Source organism: Pandoraea fibrosis (assembly GCF_000807775.2).
Lineage (GTDB): Bacteria > Pseudomonadota > Gammaproteobacteria > Burkholderiales > Burkholderiaceae > Pandoraea > Pandoraea fibrosis.
The window spans coordinates 4,420,120-4,438,303 of sequence record NZ_CP047385.1 but is presented as its reverse complement, the minus strand read 5'-3'; the positions used below and the strand labels follow the sequence as shown (position 1 = coordinate 4,438,303).

The 18,184-nt window shown below is 56.8% G+C and carries 11 protein-coding genes and 1 pseudogene; 11 read left to right on the top strand and 1 reads right to left on the bottom strand.

Going from position 1 to position 18,184, the window contains the following annotated elements; genetic code table 11:
- Positions 1–354 precede the first annotated feature (354 nt).
- The 4 genes and pseudogenes from PI93_RS19620 (at position 355) to PI93_RS19605 (ending at position 5,105) form a co-directional block, all read left to right on the top strand.
- Positions 355–1,647 (top strand): hypothetical protein, encoded by a 1,293-nt coding sequence (locus tag PI93_RS19620; protein ID WP_039369483.1) that lies wholly within the window; start codon positions 355–357, stop codon positions 1,645–1,647.
- 188 nt (positions 1,648–1,835) lie between these two features.
- Positions 1,836–2,144: pseudogene (locus PI93_RS19615) on the top strand (proton-conducting transporter transmembrane domain-containing protein); the annotation flags it as partial.
- Positions 2,145–3,159: 1,015 nt separating this feature from the next.
- Positions 3,160–4,101 (top strand): hypothetical protein, encoded by a 942-nt coding sequence (locus PI93_RS19610; protein ID WP_144400469.1) that lies wholly within the window; start codon positions 3,160–3,162, stop codon positions 4,099–4,101.
- 521 nt (positions 4,102–4,622) lie between these two features.
- Positions 4,623–5,105: a hypothetical protein gene (locus tag PI93_RS19605; protein WP_039369473.1), complete on the top strand. Its 483-nt coding sequence runs from the start codon at positions 4,623–4,625 to the stop codon at positions 5,103–5,105.
- Between the two features lie 707 nt (positions 5,106–5,812).
- Here PI93_RS19605 and PI93_RS19600 read toward each other — a convergent pair.
- A complete protein-coding gene (locus tag PI93_RS19600) occupies positions 5,813–6,319 on the bottom strand; it encodes a hypothetical protein (protein ID WP_039369470.1) in 507 nt (168 codons plus the stop codon).
- Between the two features lie 800 nt (positions 6,320–7,119).
- Here PI93_RS19600 and PI93_RS19595 point away from each other — a divergent pair.
- From PI93_RS19595 to PI93_RS19565, 7 genes are all read left to right on the top strand, one after another.
- Entirely contained in the window at positions 7,120–7,794 is a 675-nt protein-coding gene (locus PI93_RS19595) for a response regulator transcription factor (RefSeq protein WP_052240609.1), read from the top strand.
- Complete coding sequence (locus PI93_RS19590) at positions 7,778–11,155, top strand: ATP-binding protein (RefSeq protein WP_158453300.1); 3,378 nt, start codon at positions 7,778–7,780, stop codon at positions 11,153–11,155. The genes PI93_RS19595 and PI93_RS19590 overlap by 17 nt, the downstream gene beginning before the upstream one ends.
- A 380-nt stretch (positions 11,156–11,535) precedes the next feature.
- A complete protein-coding gene (locus PI93_RS19585; protein WP_144400471.1) occupies positions 11,536–12,342 on the top strand; it encodes a fimbria/pilus periplasmic chaperone in 807 nt (268 codons plus the stop codon).
- 57 nt (positions 12,343–12,399) lie between these two features.
- Entirely contained in the window at positions 12,400–12,903 is a 504-nt protein-coding gene (locus PI93_RS19580) for a CS1 type fimbrial major subunit (protein ID WP_052240608.1), read from the top strand.
- A gap of 98 nt (positions 12,904–13,001) precedes the next feature.
- A complete protein-coding gene (locus tag PI93_RS19575) occupies positions 13,002–15,695 on the top strand; it encodes a TcfC E-set like domain-containing protein (protein WP_039369458.1) in 2,694 nt (897 codons plus the stop codon).
- A gap of 98 nt (positions 15,696–15,793) precedes the next feature.
- Positions 15,794–16,480 (top strand): thiol:disulfide interchange protein DsbA/DsbL, encoded by a 687-nt coding sequence (locus PI93_RS19570; protein WP_158453301.1) that lies wholly within the window; start codon positions 15,794–15,796, stop codon positions 16,478–16,480.
- A 306-nt stretch (positions 16,481–16,786) separates the two neighbouring features.
- Complete coding sequence (locus PI93_RS19565) at positions 16,787–17,875, top strand: CfaE/CblD family pilus tip adhesin (RefSeq protein WP_080759145.1); 1,089 nt, start codon at positions 16,787–16,789, stop codon at positions 17,873–17,875.
- Positions 17,876–18,184 lie beyond the last annotated feature (309 nt).

Sequence of the window (18,184 nt, the reverse complement as noted above, 5' to 3'; positions counted from 1 at the left end):
TGAATATTAATGAAACTCTCTATACCGTCCTGCGTCAGCACCTCGCCTTTTCTCTATGCCAATGCAATGGGGGCTGATCCTCGTCACCGAGCGCGTACTTGGACGTCAGACTGTATCGGTGTCGGCATTGGCGCCTCGGTCGACATGCGAGCTCGCTTCGACCTATCCTCAAATCCACAGTCGATTGAATCGCTCGGCCTTGATCCCGATTCAGGCCAAACTCTGCCAGTCATTCGATGGGAGCGCTTGAATACGTGCGAGTCCGGCATGGCGTCGAGCCCCCTCCAGCGACCGCCGCGCCCAGAGACGCCAGACATCATTCGGCAAGCGGTGCTGGGCATGTGGAGACCCGGCATGGCGTCGTCGAGCCTTGTCCAACGACCACAGCCTCCCGAAACGCCAGAGATCATTCAGCAGGTGTTGCAGGGCGGTTGGGAATCCGGCATGCCGTCGAGCCCCGTCCAGCGACCACAGCCTCCCGAAACGCCAGAGATCATTCAGCAGGTGTTGCAGGGCGATTGGGAATCCGGCATGCCGTCGAGCCCCGTCCAACGACCACAGCCTCCCGAAACGCCAGAGATCATTCAGCAAGTGTTGCAGGCCACGTGGGAACCCGGCGAGCCGTCGAGCCCCGTCCAACGACCACAGCCTCCCGAAACGCCAGACATCATTCGGCAAGCGGTGCAAGGCACGTGGAGACCCGACATGGCGTCGTCGAACCCCATCCAACGACCGACCTTCCTTGCAGCACAGGAGATCACCTGGAGCGGCGGAGCAAGAAAGCGTCCAACGTCCCAGGATTCAAGTGATAGGCGGGAGGCTATGTTAATGCCGACCCCGGCCAAAATCCCTCGACAAAGGACTCGCACGTCTCGCAAGTACGAGAAGGTGACCGACGCCTTGTTGATGAAATGCAAAGCACTCAGTGGGGAGCAAATTGAAAATGAGGGTGGTATCGCAGGACTTGCCAGGAAGTACAACGTGGCTTGGGAAACCCTAAGGAAATACGTCTGTGTATCCGGTGGGCTGAAATCGCCTGGCCAGGAGAGGCTTGACAGGCACAAGAAGAAGGAGGTGAGCGACGCCATGTTGAAGGAATGGGAAAATCTCAGCCAGGAGCAAAGGGACAACGAGGGGGGACTGCGCGGTTTTGCCAAGAAGCACAACGTGCGCTTTGAGGCGCTATCGGCATATGCTCTTGTATCCGGTGGGCTGAATCAGCGCGGTGACGATCGGCTCCACAAGGATGAGAGAGCTCCGCTGACCAACGCCATGCTGGTGGAATGGGAAAATCTCAGCAGGGAGCAAATTATGGATGTGGGCGGGCTCAGCGGTTTCGCCGAGAAGCATAACGTAAGCGTTAAAAAGCTATCGGTATATGCCCGCGAATACGGTGGGTTAAGCCCCGAGGGCAAGGATCGGGTCTACAGGCATAAGAAAAATCCGGTGACCAAAGCCACGTTGGAGCAATGGAAGGCGCTCAACAAGAAGCAAATAGCAAAGCGGGGCAGCGTCCGCAGGTTTGCCAATAAGCACAACGTGTCTATATTTGTACTAAGGCAATACGTCTGTGCATCCGGTGGGCTGACGCCGCGTGGCAAGGCCAAGCTCGCCAAGCTCGCCAAGAAAGACCCGTCCTCAGCATGATCAAAGGCGACCCCTCCGCGTACCTTGGACGAGCTTGTCGGCTGCCTCCGTTGTAAGCCACCCCCAATAATCGGTAACGGCCATCGCCCACGCTCAAGTGCAGACGCCACTGGCTAAGCGCTGTGGAATCGCCTCGTGCACGGTTCCGAGTGTCTTCTCTTTCTTGCTTGACGTTGTCGCTGTTGATCGCCGTGATTTACGCGAGTCTGGTCGCGCTGGGGCTGTTTCTCTTCTCGGAAATGGGCACCGATGGCGCGGTGATGCAGATGATTTCATATGGCATCGTCTCGGGAGCCATGTTGCTGCGCACAGGGATGTTGTACGACCGTACGGGCAGCGCGTCGATCGATGGCTATGGGGGTGTGGCGGCGACGATGCCGCGCTTCGCTGCGTTCACGATGCTGTTCTCGATGGCGAATGTGGGCATGCCGGGCACGTCGGGTTTCGTGGGGGAGTTTCTTGTGTTGATGGGCGCGATGAAGCGCCCGTTTTTCATATCGACTTCGACGACACAGCTCCCGCGATCCCATTTGCTTGGATCGTGTTTCGACACGGCGTTTTTCGAAATGCCACGGTAACCGACTGAATCCGCCGGAGCTGTTTTCTCTGTTGGATGAGGCCCGGGGTAGATGAGCAAAAAAACAAAATTGGAAAGGCCGGTGAGTGGTAAGTTGCCCTCCCTGGAGGCGATTGTTGGGATTCCGGGTTTCGCCAAGTGAGTTATCCGTATCGCGCAGGCCACGCCTCGCTGCACTTGTACGGAGGAGCCCGAGTCGCTCGTTAGCGCCTAATAGTCGTGCACAAAGGTGAATGTTAATGAAACTCTCTATTCCGTCCTGCGTCAGCACCTCGCCTTTTCTCTATGCCAATGCAACGGGGGCTGATCCTCGTCACCGAGCGCGTACTTGGACGTCAGACTGTATCGGTGTTGGCAGTGGCGCCTCGGTCGACATGCGAGCTCGCCTCGACCTATCCTCAAATTCACAGTTGATTGAATCGCTCGGCCTTGATCCCGATTCAGGTCAAACTCTGCCAGTCATTCGATGGGAGCGCTTGAATACGTGCGAGTCCGGCATGGCGTCGAGCCCCGTCCAGCGACCGCCGCGCCCAGAGACGCCAGACATCATTCGGCAAGCGGTGCTGGGCCTGTGGAGACCCGGCATGGCGTCGTCGAGCCCCGTCCAACGACCACAGCCTCCCGAAACGCCAGAGATCATTCAGCAAGTGTTGCAGGGCGGTTGGGAATCCGGCATGCCGTCGAGCCCCATCCAACGACCACAGCCTCCTGAAACGCCAGAGATCATTCAGCAAGTGTTGCAGGGCGGTTGGGAATCCGGCATGCCGTCGAGCCCCGTCCAGCGACCACAGCCTCCCGAAACGCCAGAGATCATTCGGCAAGTGTTGCAGGGCGAGTGGGAACCCGGCGAGCTGTCGAGCTCTGCCCAACGACCACAGCCTCCCGAAACGCCAGAGATCATTCGGCAAGCGGTGCAAGGCACGTGGAGACCCGACATGGCGTCGTCGAGCCCCATCCAACGACCGACCTTCCTTGCAACACAGGAGATCACCTGGAACGGCGGAGCAAGAAAGCGTCCAACGTCCCAGGATTCACGTGATAGACGGGAGGCTATGTTAATGCCGACCCCGGCCAAAATCCCTCGACAAAGGACTCGCAGGTACGAGAAGGTGACCGACGCCTTGTTGATGAAATGCAAAGCGCTCAGTGGGGAGCACATTGAAAACGAGGGTGGTATCGAAGGACTTGCCAGGAAGTACAACGTGGCTTGGGAAACCCTAAGGAAATACGTCTGTGCATCCGGTGGGCTGACGCCGCGGGGCGAGGAGAGGCTTGGCAGGCAGAAGAAGAAGGAGGTGAGCGACGCCATGTTAGAGGAATGGGAGAATCTCAGCAAGGAGCAAAGGGACAACGAGGGGGGACTGCGCGGTTTTGCCAAGAAGCACAACGTGCGCTTTGAGGCACTAATGGCATATGCTCGTGTATCCGGTGGGCTGAGTCAGCACGGTAACGATCGGCTCCACAAGGATGAGAGAGCTCCGCTGACCAACGCCATGTTGGTGGAATGGGAAAATCTCAGCAGGGAGCAAATTATGGATGTGGGCGGGCTCAGCGGTTTCGCCGAGAAGCATAACGTATGCGTTAAAGCGCTATTGGTATATGCCCGCGAATACGGTGGGTTAAGCCCCGAGGGCAAGGATCGAGTCTACAGGCATAAGAGAAATCCGGTGACCCAAGCCACGTTGGAGCAATGGAAGGCGCTCAACAAGAAGCAAATAGCAAAGCGGGGCAGCGTCCGCAGGTTTGCCAAGAAGCACAACGTGTCTATATTTGTACTAAGGCCATACGTCTGTGCATCCGGTGGGCTGACGCCGCGGGGCGAGGCCAAGCTCGCCAAGCTCGCCGAGCTCGCCAAGAAAGCCCCGTCCTCAGCATGATCAAAGGCGACCCCTCCGCGTACCTTGGACGAGCTTGTCGGCTGCCTCCGTTGTAAGCCACCCCCAATAATCGGTAACGGCCATCGCCCACGCTCAAGTGCAGACGCCATTGGCTAAGCGCTGTGAAATCGCCTCGTGCACGGTTCCGAGTGTCTCCTCATTCTTGCTGGCGTGACGTTGTCGCTGGGGAGATAGATCGATCTGGTCGAAATCGACGTATGGACAAAGCTCCTGCTTGATTGAATAGGCTTGCGAGCGGTCAAAATATGAAAATGCGAAAGATCGAACGCTTTTACCATCTGGCGTGAAGTGGGAGGCTAAGTTGGATCGAAACCGGCGCGATGGCGAGTGAGCTTCGCCATGCCGTCGTGGCCACACGGAAAGCTGCCCAGTGGCAGCAACGAAATCGGAGGGTATATGCAAAGACGTTGTCCTCTGACATCTCGAACATCGTTGCACGATCGAATTCATCGGCACTATCCCCCTTCCCTTCCTAATAAATTTCGAGTTAAGGAGTATTAATGTCGCTGATTTCAATCAATGCCTATCGACAGAATGCGATGGGGAATTTCTCGGTAAATAAGGATTTATTGAGTCAAGATCAAAGTAAGCTGAAGGGCGATATGGTAAGCGTGCAGCGCGCCGTCGCTAAATTTGATAAGCTTATTTTCGAGGCTGAAGGAAAGATTCAACGAGAATTTTCTCGCTTGTCAGAGATTACCGGTCTGTCGCAATGTAACGACGACAAATCCATCGTAAGATTGAAAAATGGACATTTTAAAGTTGGGTGTGGGGGGGATGGGGTAAAGAGCATCCTGTTTCAGCGTCGATACAAGTTGGAGTGTAAGGAGGCGGCTATGAATCTGGGATGTTCTAAGGGCGAGATCAATGTGGCGGACGCTAAGTTGATGATTAAAAATAAAATCAACGGCCTTGTGGATGCTATCTATGATCTGGAGTCTAAGAAGAGAGATGCTTGGAGGATTGGCGGAAAGTCGGCGTAAGCCAGGCCGTAAAAAATAGCTATCAGGGTATTTTTTATTGCTTGCCGTCTATAGCGTCGGGTAGACACAGAGTTGAAGGCGTGGCTCACTAAAAAAGAAGAAAAATACTTTCTTATTGTTTGTAGTAAAAATGGACTGTTAGTAGTGTAAGAAACACTGCTTGCCGCGTGGCATAGGGCGTTTCTTGCCTTGCACGAGGAAAGGCCTGCGGAGAGGGGGGGATGGAGACACCGCAATTTTGGCTTCCCTTGCAAGTAGCGCGCGCCATGGTCACGTTTATCCGGTAGCGCTCGAGCAACTCGTCAATAGGCGTGCGCTTGCGGGACGGCATCAGCGCATTTGACAGCATGTCCTGAAGCACCGTCCCGCCCAGGCTCAGCCTCTCTGCCGCCCGCTTGAGCTTCTCGCTCTCTTCTTCGATCTGGCGCGTCCAATGCAGCGCCGTCGCTGTATGTCCTCTTCCCGCTTTTCGGGCTGACTTGTTCGATCTCCATCGGGAAATCTTGCACGCAATGGGTTAAGTTCGTTGCCACGTTTCCAACGTCATTCGAGATGGCCATCCGGCAGCCTTGTGCCGCCGCACATCCGAACTCTTTTGGAAAGCGGTCGTGCTGCCCCTTTGTGCCCCGAGCGCTCTAAACGCACTCGGGGAGTGGAGTGGGCCGCTTACCTCATCGAGGCAAGGTCGTCGGTTGATAGCGTCGTCGCTAACCCATACCTGAAGCCACGGGAAGGGCGTGCTTATTGGTGCTTGTTATGATTCCTTGTACGTCAACGACAAAAGCCCCCTCGGAAATATCCATTTTTCCATTAAATTGCTTTCGGCCAGAAACGTCAATTTCTGAAGATTGGCTTTCGAATATGAAGGTCTTGCAGGAAGCATCTCCGATCATCCTCGTGCACGTGATGTTTGCGTTGGTTAACAACATTCGACTGGCTTCCGATGTCCCCAACTTGGCGTCAATCAGGTTGGTGATGCAGGCAAGAGCATAGGAAACCTGGTTCACCAAAATTAAGGCGTTCACAGCGTTGAATATCTTGGATGGGCCAGTCGTATAGGTAGCGGCTCCGATATTAGTGAATTCACCGACCAATATGCTCGCCTCTTGCGTCGGGTGATTGAGCATGTATGGGGCTTCAGTATTGATGAAGTTGGTGCGATACATGTCGTTGATGGTTTTAAGTATGCTGGCATCATAATCAGCTCTTATCATCTACCCCTCTCTCTTTGGTAAACGAAAGAACAGGATTCAATATTCACGGATAGGGGGATGTCAGACGACTCCTATTTTTTTTGCGGAAACCCTCTACTGGTATATTGAACCTTATCGCTTGAAGCGAAAGAGATGTCATGGAGGCGGGCGAGCTTGCACTGGCACGTATTTCTGCCGGAGTTGGGGATCGCAAACTAGAATGCGGACGTGCTTTGTTGTTGTTGCGATCCGCCGTTCTCGGGTTGGGCGCCACTAAGTCAGTAGGTGTTGCGCGGTGCCAGTTGTGCTTGTCCACGAAGCACGAGTGGCGCGACCGGAAATGTGCGCAAGATGCATTGTGTGGCGGGGCAAGTCATCGGAATTTGCCGATCGCACCCCAAAAAGCAGAATATTCCGATATACCTATTTGCCGGGAAGCTGAACAATTCAGGCCCCTATGCTGAGAACGGTCAACGAAAAGCACTCACGCGTTCTCATTGATGCCGGCGCTCCGATGGGGACGACGTTCGACGCTCTCTCGCGACGACGTCTCGGTGCGCAAAACATCATTAAGTGTTGGGGGAAAATCGCCCAGGAGCCAGGCGCCTTCCTGCATATGGGGCTCATCAGGAATGGTGTAATCTGATGGCCACGGAATGAATATGGAAGCGTCGAGCCTTGTTGCGGCGGCACTTCAGTTTGTCATGGCGCACATTCTCGAGCCTTTGGTGTAGCAGCGCGGTATAGCAGCGGCGCGCTGCGGGTAAAGCATCGAGCAATGGTGACGTCTATCGAAGATAAACACCACATGGAAAAATACCGTGAATACTCCAATACATCGAACGGGCCAATCCGGTAGGCATATCAACGTTATCATCGCGGATGACCATCTCGTCGTTGCCGAAGGCGTGAAAGCCATTTTGAGCGCGGAGGCGGATATCCAGGTGGTCGCGATAGCGTTGACTATTTCAGACTTGATCTCGTGCCTGAAAGCGCACCCATGCGATGTTCTGGTTTGCGATTATTCATTCGAGTCGGATACCGAACCTGACGGATTGAGCTTGTTCAAGCGACTCAAGCGCCAATTCCCGGACGTCGCCATTATTGTTCTCACGGCACATCAGGACATCACCTCGTTCGTGCGACGTGTCATGGATGTGGGGGTCACCGGCTTCCTGAGAAAATCGAGCGAGGACATTGCGCGGCTGCCGACGATCATCAGAAATGTGCTGGCCGGCGGGAAGTTCATGGATGCGGCGACCTCAGCGGAGATGCTACAGAACACCGACCAGACTGCGACGTCGCTCGAGGCCCTGTCCGAACGCGAGCTGGAGGTGTTTCGTCTGTTCGGCAGAGGGATGAGCGTCACCGAGATTGCCGTCCATACGAACAGAAGCGTCAAGACGATCAGTACGCAGAAATTGAGGGCGATGCATAAGCTGGGTGTCCGCTCCGATGCCGATTTGTTCCGGATATACGTTGAAAACTTTGGGTAACTTACCGGGGTCGATGATGGGGGATACAGATCTCGCGCAAGAGCCGGCAACCAGAATTTTGCGATTGAACTACGCCCGCAAACTGTTTCTGGTGTCGACCTTCGCAGCGCTTCTCTTCATCGTAGTGAGCGGGTGCGTAACGGCGTTTGTTCTTATTTCTCGCCAGCATGAAGAGTTTGCGCAGCGATTTGCCTCCTATCGAGAGTCATTGAAGGAGGAGGTTGATCACCTCCAAGTCAGTCTGGTGCAGTTGGCCGACACGGCACGCTTTTCGCTGCGGCACTTCAAGGTAGACACCACGCAGGTTCAGGAGCTCCAGCGGGAGTTTGCCCGTGGGGAAGTTCGGCTGCCCATTCTTAATGAGGGCCCCCCGTCCTACTTTTCCGTGCTGACGACGCTGACCGAACCCGGAGATGCCGGCCGGTTGGCGCGCCTCCTGGAACTGTCACGTTATGCTTCGACGTTTCCGGTAGCACGCGAGGATCATTCGCTGGCTGTTTCGCAAGGGTTTATCTACACACCGGATCTCAAATTCTTTGCCTCCTTGCCACCCGACGGCGGTGAGCCAGAGCATTTGGTCGCCGATGCCAATGTGCCCGTCGAAACCGTGGTCGGTGCTCGGGTCAAAATTGTGGAGGACGCGGTACTCGCCAGCGAACAGGCCGGCAAAGGCGGCGATGTCGCTTGGGTAACGGTATCGAAAGACCCTGTCTCCCAATTGCTCACGACTTACTACGCGTCATCCATCTATCGGGAGGGACGACGCGTCGCGACCGTGGTTTCCTCGATCCCCTGCTCCAAGTTCAATCAGTTCTTTTTGCACGATGAGGGAGATCCTCACTTCTTCGTGGTGGCGTGTCGTTTGCAGCGGCTGTTAGGCCTGGACGGAGAGAACCCTCAGGAGCGGGAATGGGCCTCCATCATCTCCCGGATGCCATGGATCTATATCGATGCCAGCGAGCGTCCCAAACGCGTCTTCCAGGAAGGCAGTTTTTTTCTCTATCAGCGAGTCCCGGGGCCGAACTGGGTCGCGGTGTACGCATACCGTTGGTCAGACCTTGTGGCGGGTGTGGGGAAGGAGTTGGCCATTCTCCTTGTCTCGATGCTCCTCGGCTGCGCCTTTGTCGGGGCGGGGGCCTATTGGATACGGAAATCGATCCTTCTGCCGGCCGATGCGCATTTGCAGAGCTTGCTCGAAAGCGAGGCGTTCATCCGGTCAGCCATTCAGGTGGCCCCGGTCAGTCTGGTGGTCACGGACCGCGATAGCGGGAAGGTCCTTGTCCAGAATGCCGAGGCGAAACTCCTCAAGCAGCAAGCCCAAGCCACGGCGGAAGTGACTGAGGGGGATCTCTTCAAGCGGGTCGGCGAACTTGCGCGGCAGCACGCCATGATCACGCGGGACGAGGGTGTGATCCGGCGTTTCGAGATGAGTCCCGATATCGAAGTCGCCTATGCCCAAGCGAAATATCAGGGCCGAAACGTATTCGTTCTGGGGATGGTCGACCTTGCGAAGCGCAAGGAGATCGAGCGCAGGTTGATCGCCTCCCGTGCACGAGCCGAAGCCGAGAGTCGAGAGAAGGGGATGTTTCTCGCAACGATGAGCCACGAGATTCGCACACCGCTTCATGGCGCGCTGGGCAATCTGGAACTGTTGGGCAGAATGGGGTTGAACCCCGAGCAGCTGGCGCGGTTGTCTGTCGCGCAAGATTCTTTCTCGTCGCTCTTGTCGCTCATCAATGACGTACTGGATTTCTCCAAATCCGAAGCCGGCGAACTGACGCTGCTCGAGGCCCCCGCGCATCCCGATCGCATCGTGGAGCAGGCGGCACGGACGTTCGCGGCCGAGTCCCAGCTCGTCGGTGTCCGGCTTCTGTGTCTGATCCAGCCCGAGGCGCGAGGGATCTGGCACTGCGACTCGACAAGATTGTCGCAGGTGGTGATGAATTTGCTCGGCAATGCGGTGAAGTTCACCGAGCGGGGTTCGATTGCCGTTACCTTGACGTTGAACGAAGGCGGCGACCTGGTGTTCAGTGTTGCCGATTCGGGCAAGGGGATTGCCGAGGAGGATCTCGAGAAGATCTTTGCCCCCTTTGCGCAAGGAAGTCTCGAGCACCGGGGCGCGCGCGCCGGAAGCGGACTGGGACTTGCCCTGTGTCATGCCATTGTCGAGCGGATGGGAGGAGACATACATGTCGAGAGCGAACTTGGCTCGGGATCGATCTTCACCGTAAGACTGCCATTGAAAAGGGGAGACGTCGAAACTGTCGACCCCGTCCCGGGGCCGTCGCCCGATTTCCTGATTCGTTGCCAGAACATCCTTTGGATGCAGTATTTATCGAAACAGTTGAAAAGCTGGTATCCGAAGGCGCAGATCAGCGAGCTGGAGCGGCCAAGTGCCATATCGAGCGTCGAGGCCGGCGAGGGTTGGGTGTTCGTCGATGCATGCGAACGTGCGGATCAGATGGTCCAGGTCTCCATGCCCGGGCTGCACCATGTCGTGGTCTCGCTGGATGGGCCAATGGTTCCTATCGCACAGAATGGAGCGGTTGCTGTCACGGCCTACAGCGGAGAACTGCTCAAATCGACCATTGACGCGTTGGTCTCCGGGCAGGCAAGCGTTGCGTCCGTCGGTCACAACGGCGGTTCGCCTGCGGTTTCCGATGCGGCGGCGAAGTTGAGTGTTCTGGTCGTGGAGGACGATCGGATTTGCATCCAACTGATTCAGGACCAACTCTCCGTTCTGGGAATTCGTAGCGTAGAGCTGGTCGATACGGCGGAGGCCGCGCTCGAACGGTTTTCAGCGAAAGCGTTCGACGTTGTCATGACCGATCTGAATCTTCCCGGCAAGAGCGGTCTTGAGCTGGCGAGGGAATTGAAGGCGCGCAAGAACAGAACGAAGGTTGTGCTGTGTACGGCGGACGTGACAATCAGCAAGGAAGCGCGTTCCCTGTTTGACGATGTCATCCTGAAGCCCTCCAGCCTGGACGATGTTGCCAATGCATTGAGCCTTCCCGTTCCCTCCGAAGGCGCAGGCGCCACGAATACGTTCGTAAAGCAGTTCGAGGACAGGAAGCGTCTGGCGGCACTCTTCGCGAGTGACTGGGAGAAGGATAAGGTCGCGCTTGAATCGATGATGGTCAACGGAGACGTCAAGGCAGTTCATGCGAGATTACATCGCATCAAAGGCGCCTTGCTGGTGTTGGGCGCGTCACCCGCGGCCCACTTGATCGAACGATTTGAAAGCGCTGACTGGCGGCCGATCAGCGAATTCGCGCGAGGATTGCGAAGTCTGATTGCCGACGTTGATACCTTGGTCGATCAGTTGCAAATGAACCCGGTGAATCGGAGGAAAGTGCCGTAAGTATTGAGCGTTCCCCAGTGGAGCCCCCAGGCAATGGGGGCTTCACTGTTTGCAAGCGCTCCAAATCAGAATAATCCGACATACATGGCGCTCCGGCGTCGAAATGTTCCCGAATCCCCGCTTTTCCCCCCCGTTTTTCTTCCCTCGCTTCGCAAAAACGCACTCCGATAGGGACATTCCCAAAAAATAGGAAGTGTCCGATATCGGGTGTAAATGGTATTGACCATAATCCTTGCTTGTGAGTTGTTGCAGCGCGAACGCAGACAGAACCGGTTTGCTTTGTTCTCTTTGTTTGCTTTGCACATCTCGTCGCGAGTCCTCGGACATTCGTCATTTTTGACTACTGCAAGGCTTCATTAGCGGTGGCTGCTTATTGATCAATGACATTTCCGAGTCAGCCATTTTTTGCAAACTTGGAAATCATGTTGATCTCTATCGCTAAAACCCCCGTGGCGAATGCTCTTATTGGTGCTTCGTTGTTCACGCTGTCGACGCTTTGCTCGACAGCGCAAGCGAACATGCTTGTCTCGCCGATGAGCAGCGCTATCGACACGAAGGTCTCGAGCGCTGCGCAACTTCGTGTGCACTCCCGCTCCGACGCCACGCAATACGTCAAGGTGGTGGTCAAGCGCGTCATCAATCCCGCGACGGCGCAGGAAACGGAAGAAGACGCGCCACGTTCGGGGGAGGCGGCCGTGACCGTCTCGCCGAGTAAATTTGCCTTGCCTGCCGGGGGATCTCGTCTCGTGCGCGTCATTGCGCTGGGTACGCCAGCGAAAGAGGAGCTGTACCGGGTCAATTTCGAGCCGGTCGCCCCTGAAGCCGACGAGGAGCGCGGACCCACTGAAAAGATCGCAAGTAACGTGGATTTCGCGCTCGTATGGGCGCCGTTGGTTCGCGTGTTGCCAAGCGTGCGCTCGCCGTCAATGACGGTTTCGGGCAAGACGCTCAAGAATACCGGAAACGTTCGTCTCGCCGTGCTCGAAGCTGGGGCATGCGAGTCGGATGCGTCCGATGCCAAGTGCGACTGGAAGTCGGTAGAACGCAGCGTCTACCCCGGTCAAACGTGGGAGCTTCCACATTCGGTCACCAAGCCCGTATGGCAGCTCAAGTATCGCCTCGACGGTTCTGCTGATGTTCAACAAAACACCGTGCGCAGCAGTACCGTGGAGATGCCTGGAGCCTAAAGGAAATCCTGTTCCGATGGCTCGTCTATTTCATTAAATTTAGGACTTCAAATCATTATGTTTCTGAAAATTGCTCCGGTCGCTGCCGCTGCACTCATCTCGTTCTCGGCTTTTGCTGTTGAAAAGGAAATCACCGTTACGGCCCAGATCGACCCGACCGTGGAACTGCTTGCCGCCGATGGTTCGGCCCTGCCCAGCAACCTGAAGTTGGAGCACATCCCGGGTACGGGGCTCCGTGCGCAGACCTTCGACGCCAAGATCTTCTCGAACGAAACGACGAAGGACATCGAGATTCGCTTGCAGGCCGAGCCGCAGCTGACCCACACGATGGATACCAGCGCAGTGGCGATTCCGCTGCAGGTGAAGGTTGACGGGACGCCGCTGAAGTTGACTGGCACCAAGCTGGCCGCCACCGAGCTTTTCCAGGACAAGGACAGCAAAGCATCGAAGAAGCTGACGTTCAGCATCGAGCCCAAAACAGCAGGCACGATTGCGACGGCGGGTCTGTATAGCGGTCCGGTACGCCTGATCGTGACGCAGGCCGCTGGGTCCAACAGCTAAGAAGCTTCTCTACGCGAATCTTCTTTTGGGGGGAGGTAAAGCTCCCCCAATTTTTTTGCATTACTCCATCCCATTTTTTAACGACTTCGATATAGACCGTGCCTACGTTCCCTTTTCGAAAATCTCTGCTGGCGTGTTTGGGCGCGATGTCGGTGTACGACATCGCGATGCCTGTACAGGCGCTCGCGCGCGTGCCCAGCGGGTTCGAAGAGATCGTCGAGGGTGCCGAGGAGCGGGTCGAAGTCAAGTTTCTGGGACGCACGCTTGGATTGTTTCGTGTTCACGTCACACCGGATACGGTGCGCATCGAAGAACCGGAACGTCTGATGCGGGCGATTGTGGACTTTGTCGATGTCGAACATTTCGGCGAGCCGCTGGCGGATTCTCTGACCACCATCATGCCCCGCAACAGTCACTTGACGTGCCAGGGGCAGAGCGCGAGCTGTTCGTATGTTGAGACGAAAACGGCTGCCGTCATTTATGACGAGAGCAATGGCGTACTCAATCTGTTCGTTTCGCCGGAGTGGATTCGGCAGAAGACAATCGATAACCAGTTTCACGAAATTACCGCTTCGACACAGAATGCACTGGTGCATGGTCAGACATTCAATGTGTCTACCGGCAAGAATTATCGTAGTTTGAGCGTATCGGGCACCGGCGCGCTCGGACTCAGCGAAAAGAGTTTTATTGGCGGGAATTGGGATTTCGCGCACACGAGCTACGCCCGTAGTGTGCGCAGCGAGTTGCGCATGCGCGATTTGTATTATCGCCACGACCTGGGCGCGGAACATTATGCCCAGATCGGGCGCATGGATAGCCGGAACCTGGCTAGCCGCCTCGGGGGGAACTTCGGTTTTTCGATGTTGCCCACCGGGGTTCTCGACGGCGTGCGCGCGGGAACAACGCTTGCCTACGCCAATGCTGCCGTCGCGGCGCAGGGAACGCCCGTCACGGTGCTGCTCACGCGCGATGCGCGCGTGGACGCCTATCGTGGCAATGAGCTGTTGGGCTCGTTCTACTTGCGCTCCGGTATCAATACGCTCGATACAAGCCAGTTTCCGGAAGGCTCATATCTGGTGACGCTGCGCATTTTCGAGGACGGCGTGCAAGTGCGCACACAAAGTAGCCCGTTCTCCAAGACGGGCGGCGGTCCCGGTTCGGAGCGGACGCAATGGTTCGCTCAGGTCGGCCGTGCTGCGGAGCGTGGCGATATCACGCGCTCCGGCGTGGTGGCCGCAGCAGGTGTTCGCGTGCCACTGCCGGGCGATGTGTCGCTCACGAGCGGCATTGCGTCTCAGCGTGGCAAGCTGTTCTCGGAGACGTCGCTGGCCTGGACGAAGACCTTTCCCGTCGGCGTGCTCTCGCTGAGCGGCGCCTATTTCTTCGGTACGGACGGCACACGCGGAAACACGCAAAACATCTCATGGAGCAACGGCGTGTCGTTCAACGTCTATCGATATCAGGTCCGGGCTGGCCGCTCGAACGGCACGCCCGCGTATCGAACGGTAGGGTCCTACGACACGGTGACCGCGTCGGTGTCGATGCCCTTGGGAAAATGGTCGGCGATGTTGGGCTACACGTTCAATAAAAGCCTGGGAACCACGCAATACGAATCTTCCCCCTTCAATGATCGTCCGTGGCTTGTCCGTCCACGCCCCGTCGGTGGGAACCGGATTTCGCGTGCGATGCAGGCGGAATTTTCCCGCTCCGATATGTGGCGAGGCGTGACCTTTAACTCACGGGTTGGTGTGTTCGCCCGACAAGACGCGGGGCGCGCGCGCGATCATGGCATTTATGTCGGCGTCTCGATTTCGCGTGCCCAGCCGGCGTCGGCAGACGGTGGTGCGTCGACTTATACGTCGGGTAGCGTCGACGTGCGCACGAACCGGAAAGAGAGCGCGGTGAACTACACGGCCAGCCAAAACTGGGCGTGGCAAGGCAACACCTATCGAGAGGTCGGTGTCGATCTGTCCGGGACGGGCACCACTAGCGCTGCGGTACGCGTCAGCGGTCGAACCACGGGTAGCAAGTATGGCAATGCCAATGGTGCGATCGTCAACAGCTACAGCAAGCACTTTGGCAACTCGCCGTCCCTGAGCGGCAGCTATACGTCGTCGGTGGCGATCAGTCGGCAAGGTGTGATGTTCGGTGGCGCGAGCATGCAAGGTGAGCCGATGGCCGGCCTTGCGGTGAGCGTTGGCGGGCACGAGGAAGCCAGTGGCGCAGCGGCCGAAGTTTCGGCCCCCGGCGGGCAGGGCGTGCGAGTGAACTTCGGGGAAAGCGTGTTGATGCCTGTTCCCGCGTTTTCGCCCATCGCGGTCGAGGTGCGGGATGTGGGCGGGCACGATGCCGCAGGCGCCGCCACGAGCGTGATTGAAGGGTTGGGGCGACGCGACCTGTTTATGGTCCCGGGTCATCTGACGACTCGCACGGTGGAATCGAAGGTCGTCTACACGTATGTCGGGCAGGCGCTTTCTCCGGACGGAATGCCGTTGGCAGACAGCGTGATTCTGAACGGGCCGATCGCATCGCTCGACGATGCCGGCGGATTTGTCGCGGAGTTCGATCGGAAGGCCTCGGACATGTATGTTGCCGACGGCGCGTCGATCATGCGGTGCCCGTTGGCGGTGAAGGATCGGAGGGACGTGCTGATGATGGTTGGCGAGGTGCGTTGTGAAGTCGCCAATGCCAGCGAGCTGCCGCCGGAAATTTCTCGTCAGGCGCGCGTCAAGCGAGTGCTCGACCGTCGTTACGTACTGTCGGAAGGCGGGAAGAAGGCGAATAGCCTGTAAGCCGTCGTTAAATGTTGAGGCGTGCAACAACGCCTGCTGAAGAATCGGAGTGAGCGTTCGTGTGAGCGCTGTTCGGACAGCCAATGTGTTGTCCGAACGTGCCCGAACGTGTATCGCCCTACAGGAGAATCAATATGTTTCTAAAGACACTGTGTTTGCTCTTTGCGCTTAGCTGTACCGCTCTCGTTTCAAATGCCGCGCCCTCGGGCGCTCGAGAACGAAAAGTCGTCGCCGGCACCGATTACCAGGTGCTGGCATCGGGGAAAAAGAGCATGGCGGCAAAGAACGGCAAAGTCGAAGTCATCGAGTTTTTCTACTTCGGTTGCCAGGCATGCATGCGCATGGACCCCGCCCTGCAAGCGTGGGCGAAGCGAAACAGCGCGTTCGTATCGGTGCGTCGCATCCCGGTGGTCTTTTCGCATCGGCTGGAGGGCCATGCATTCCTCTATGGCGCGCTCGAACATCTCAAACTCGAAGCGCTCGCTACGCCGGCGGTTTTCGAAGAAGTGCTGGTGAACAGGAACTATCTGCTGACGAGTCGCAGCCAATCGGAGTTCGTGAAGCGTTTCGGCGTGTCGGACGATGTGTTCCAAAAGGCTTTGCAAGCGCCGCAAACCACAGCGGCGGTGGCCGAATACGCGCGACTGGCAAATCAATACAAGATCGAAGCTGTGCCAGCCGTCGTATTCAACGGTAACGAGCTGGTGACCGTCGGCACTACGCCTGAACGAACCGCCGAAGTCCTGGACTACTTGCTGTCGAAGTCCAAGCGCGGTGGTCGATAGGCAACTCGTAGCCGATTGAGGAGCCCGCAATCGCGGGCGGCGTACCTCTTCTGCATGGATGGCAACGACGGCTATTCGACAGACAGGATTCCTCAGCGATTTTAGCGTTCCGAGGCTTCAGGTGACAGGTGCCGCACAGGAGTGCCTTGTCAATCCGCCGCATGACAGCGCAGCTAATGAATATTCCGATGGGCCGGAAGCGGGAACGTACAACACGGAATTCTCCGACATACAGACGGCCCCGGAGACGAAACAATACAGTCTGCTGGGCTCCTGGCCCATTTCACTCTATGGCCGGAGGTCAACATGAGAATTCTTCGTGCATTCGTATTAATGCCGCTGCTTACGGCGGCGCTGGTATTCGCCTCGCAGGGAGCGCTGGCGGGGTTGTTGCTTCCCCACGACTGGGATGAAAAGATCGAGCAGAAGTTCGAACGGGACGCTCCGGCGGAAGTGGTCCTTTGGAATAACAAGTTGGCTGCAGAAGACGCTACGCCGGAGGACAATAACTGGAAGCGGAACTACTGGGTTTGCCATTCGGATACTGACGACCAGTATGGGGCGTGTGCAACCAAGGGAGCGTGGAACGTTCCTGCTGGGCCTACCGTGAAGCTTCGGTTTACGGAGGTTGGGAGTCGAGCTACCCACAGCCTGGAGTTGGCTGCATTCAAGAATACGGGTAGTGAATTGAATGCACTCCACGGTGCGATGTCCACTAGGAGCGTAGCTTGGGTAAAGATCGACGTACGCATCCCTCCATCTGAACTCAAAAAACTGCCCTCAGGCGGTATTTGGAAGGCCCATCTGAAGCTAAAACAGATGCAGTGGGGGACGTCCAAGCAAGTCGCCAAAACAGAAGCCGAAATCACTCTGCACGTAACGGACACGAAGAACGTTCAAATCTTCCTCCCGGAGCACAACACGACGACACCGACGGTAGACCTCGGCTTAACCGGTCAAGTCAGTCGCGATGGACGCACAACTGGACATCGAAACATTGACATGTGCCTGTACGACGGATTCGGCTCGCACAGTTCGTGGTTTGATGTAACGGTCAAAGACGATTTGCCGGCATCGCAGCGTGTACCGGGCAGTTTTTCCGTTGTTCGTGATGGGACGTCGGGTCAATCGACCCAGGAGCGTATCGACTACGGCGTGACGTACCTGCACAACGGACAGCGCAACGCACTGAACAATGGCGAAACGGTTCGGTTACCGGGGGGAAACAGCGCCGAAGTCAGGTCCGTGTACCTCCCCAATATCCCGGTACCTGTGACGTGCAAACCGATGCCATTGGTGCTGGAAACGCCGGAGTTCAATGCGAAGGAGAAACGTGCGGGCAGTTACACAGGCAAGCTGAAAATCATCTTCTCGCCGTCGGCGCAGAGTCTGTAGCTAAGCGGTAGCGCTAGTCCATGAGCTGAATGCTGGAGCGCTGCCGCGAGATGCGAGAGTCGTTGAGCGCACGCCGGATGGCCAAGGATTTGCGAAAGCTTTGCTGATCCTTGCGCCTGTGGAGGCGTTCTTGCCCAAGCGCTTGAAAGCGATGAAACCCTGTTGTGCCATTGCCGCCCAGCTTCGTGCTTTGGGGCGGCAATTTGCCGTTATCGACTCGACTAGGCCGCAGAAGGAGACGCATTCGGTGCAAGCCAATGCGCCGAAAGTGCCTTCGCTGTATTGATGCCTATCTCAGTCAGGAGGTAA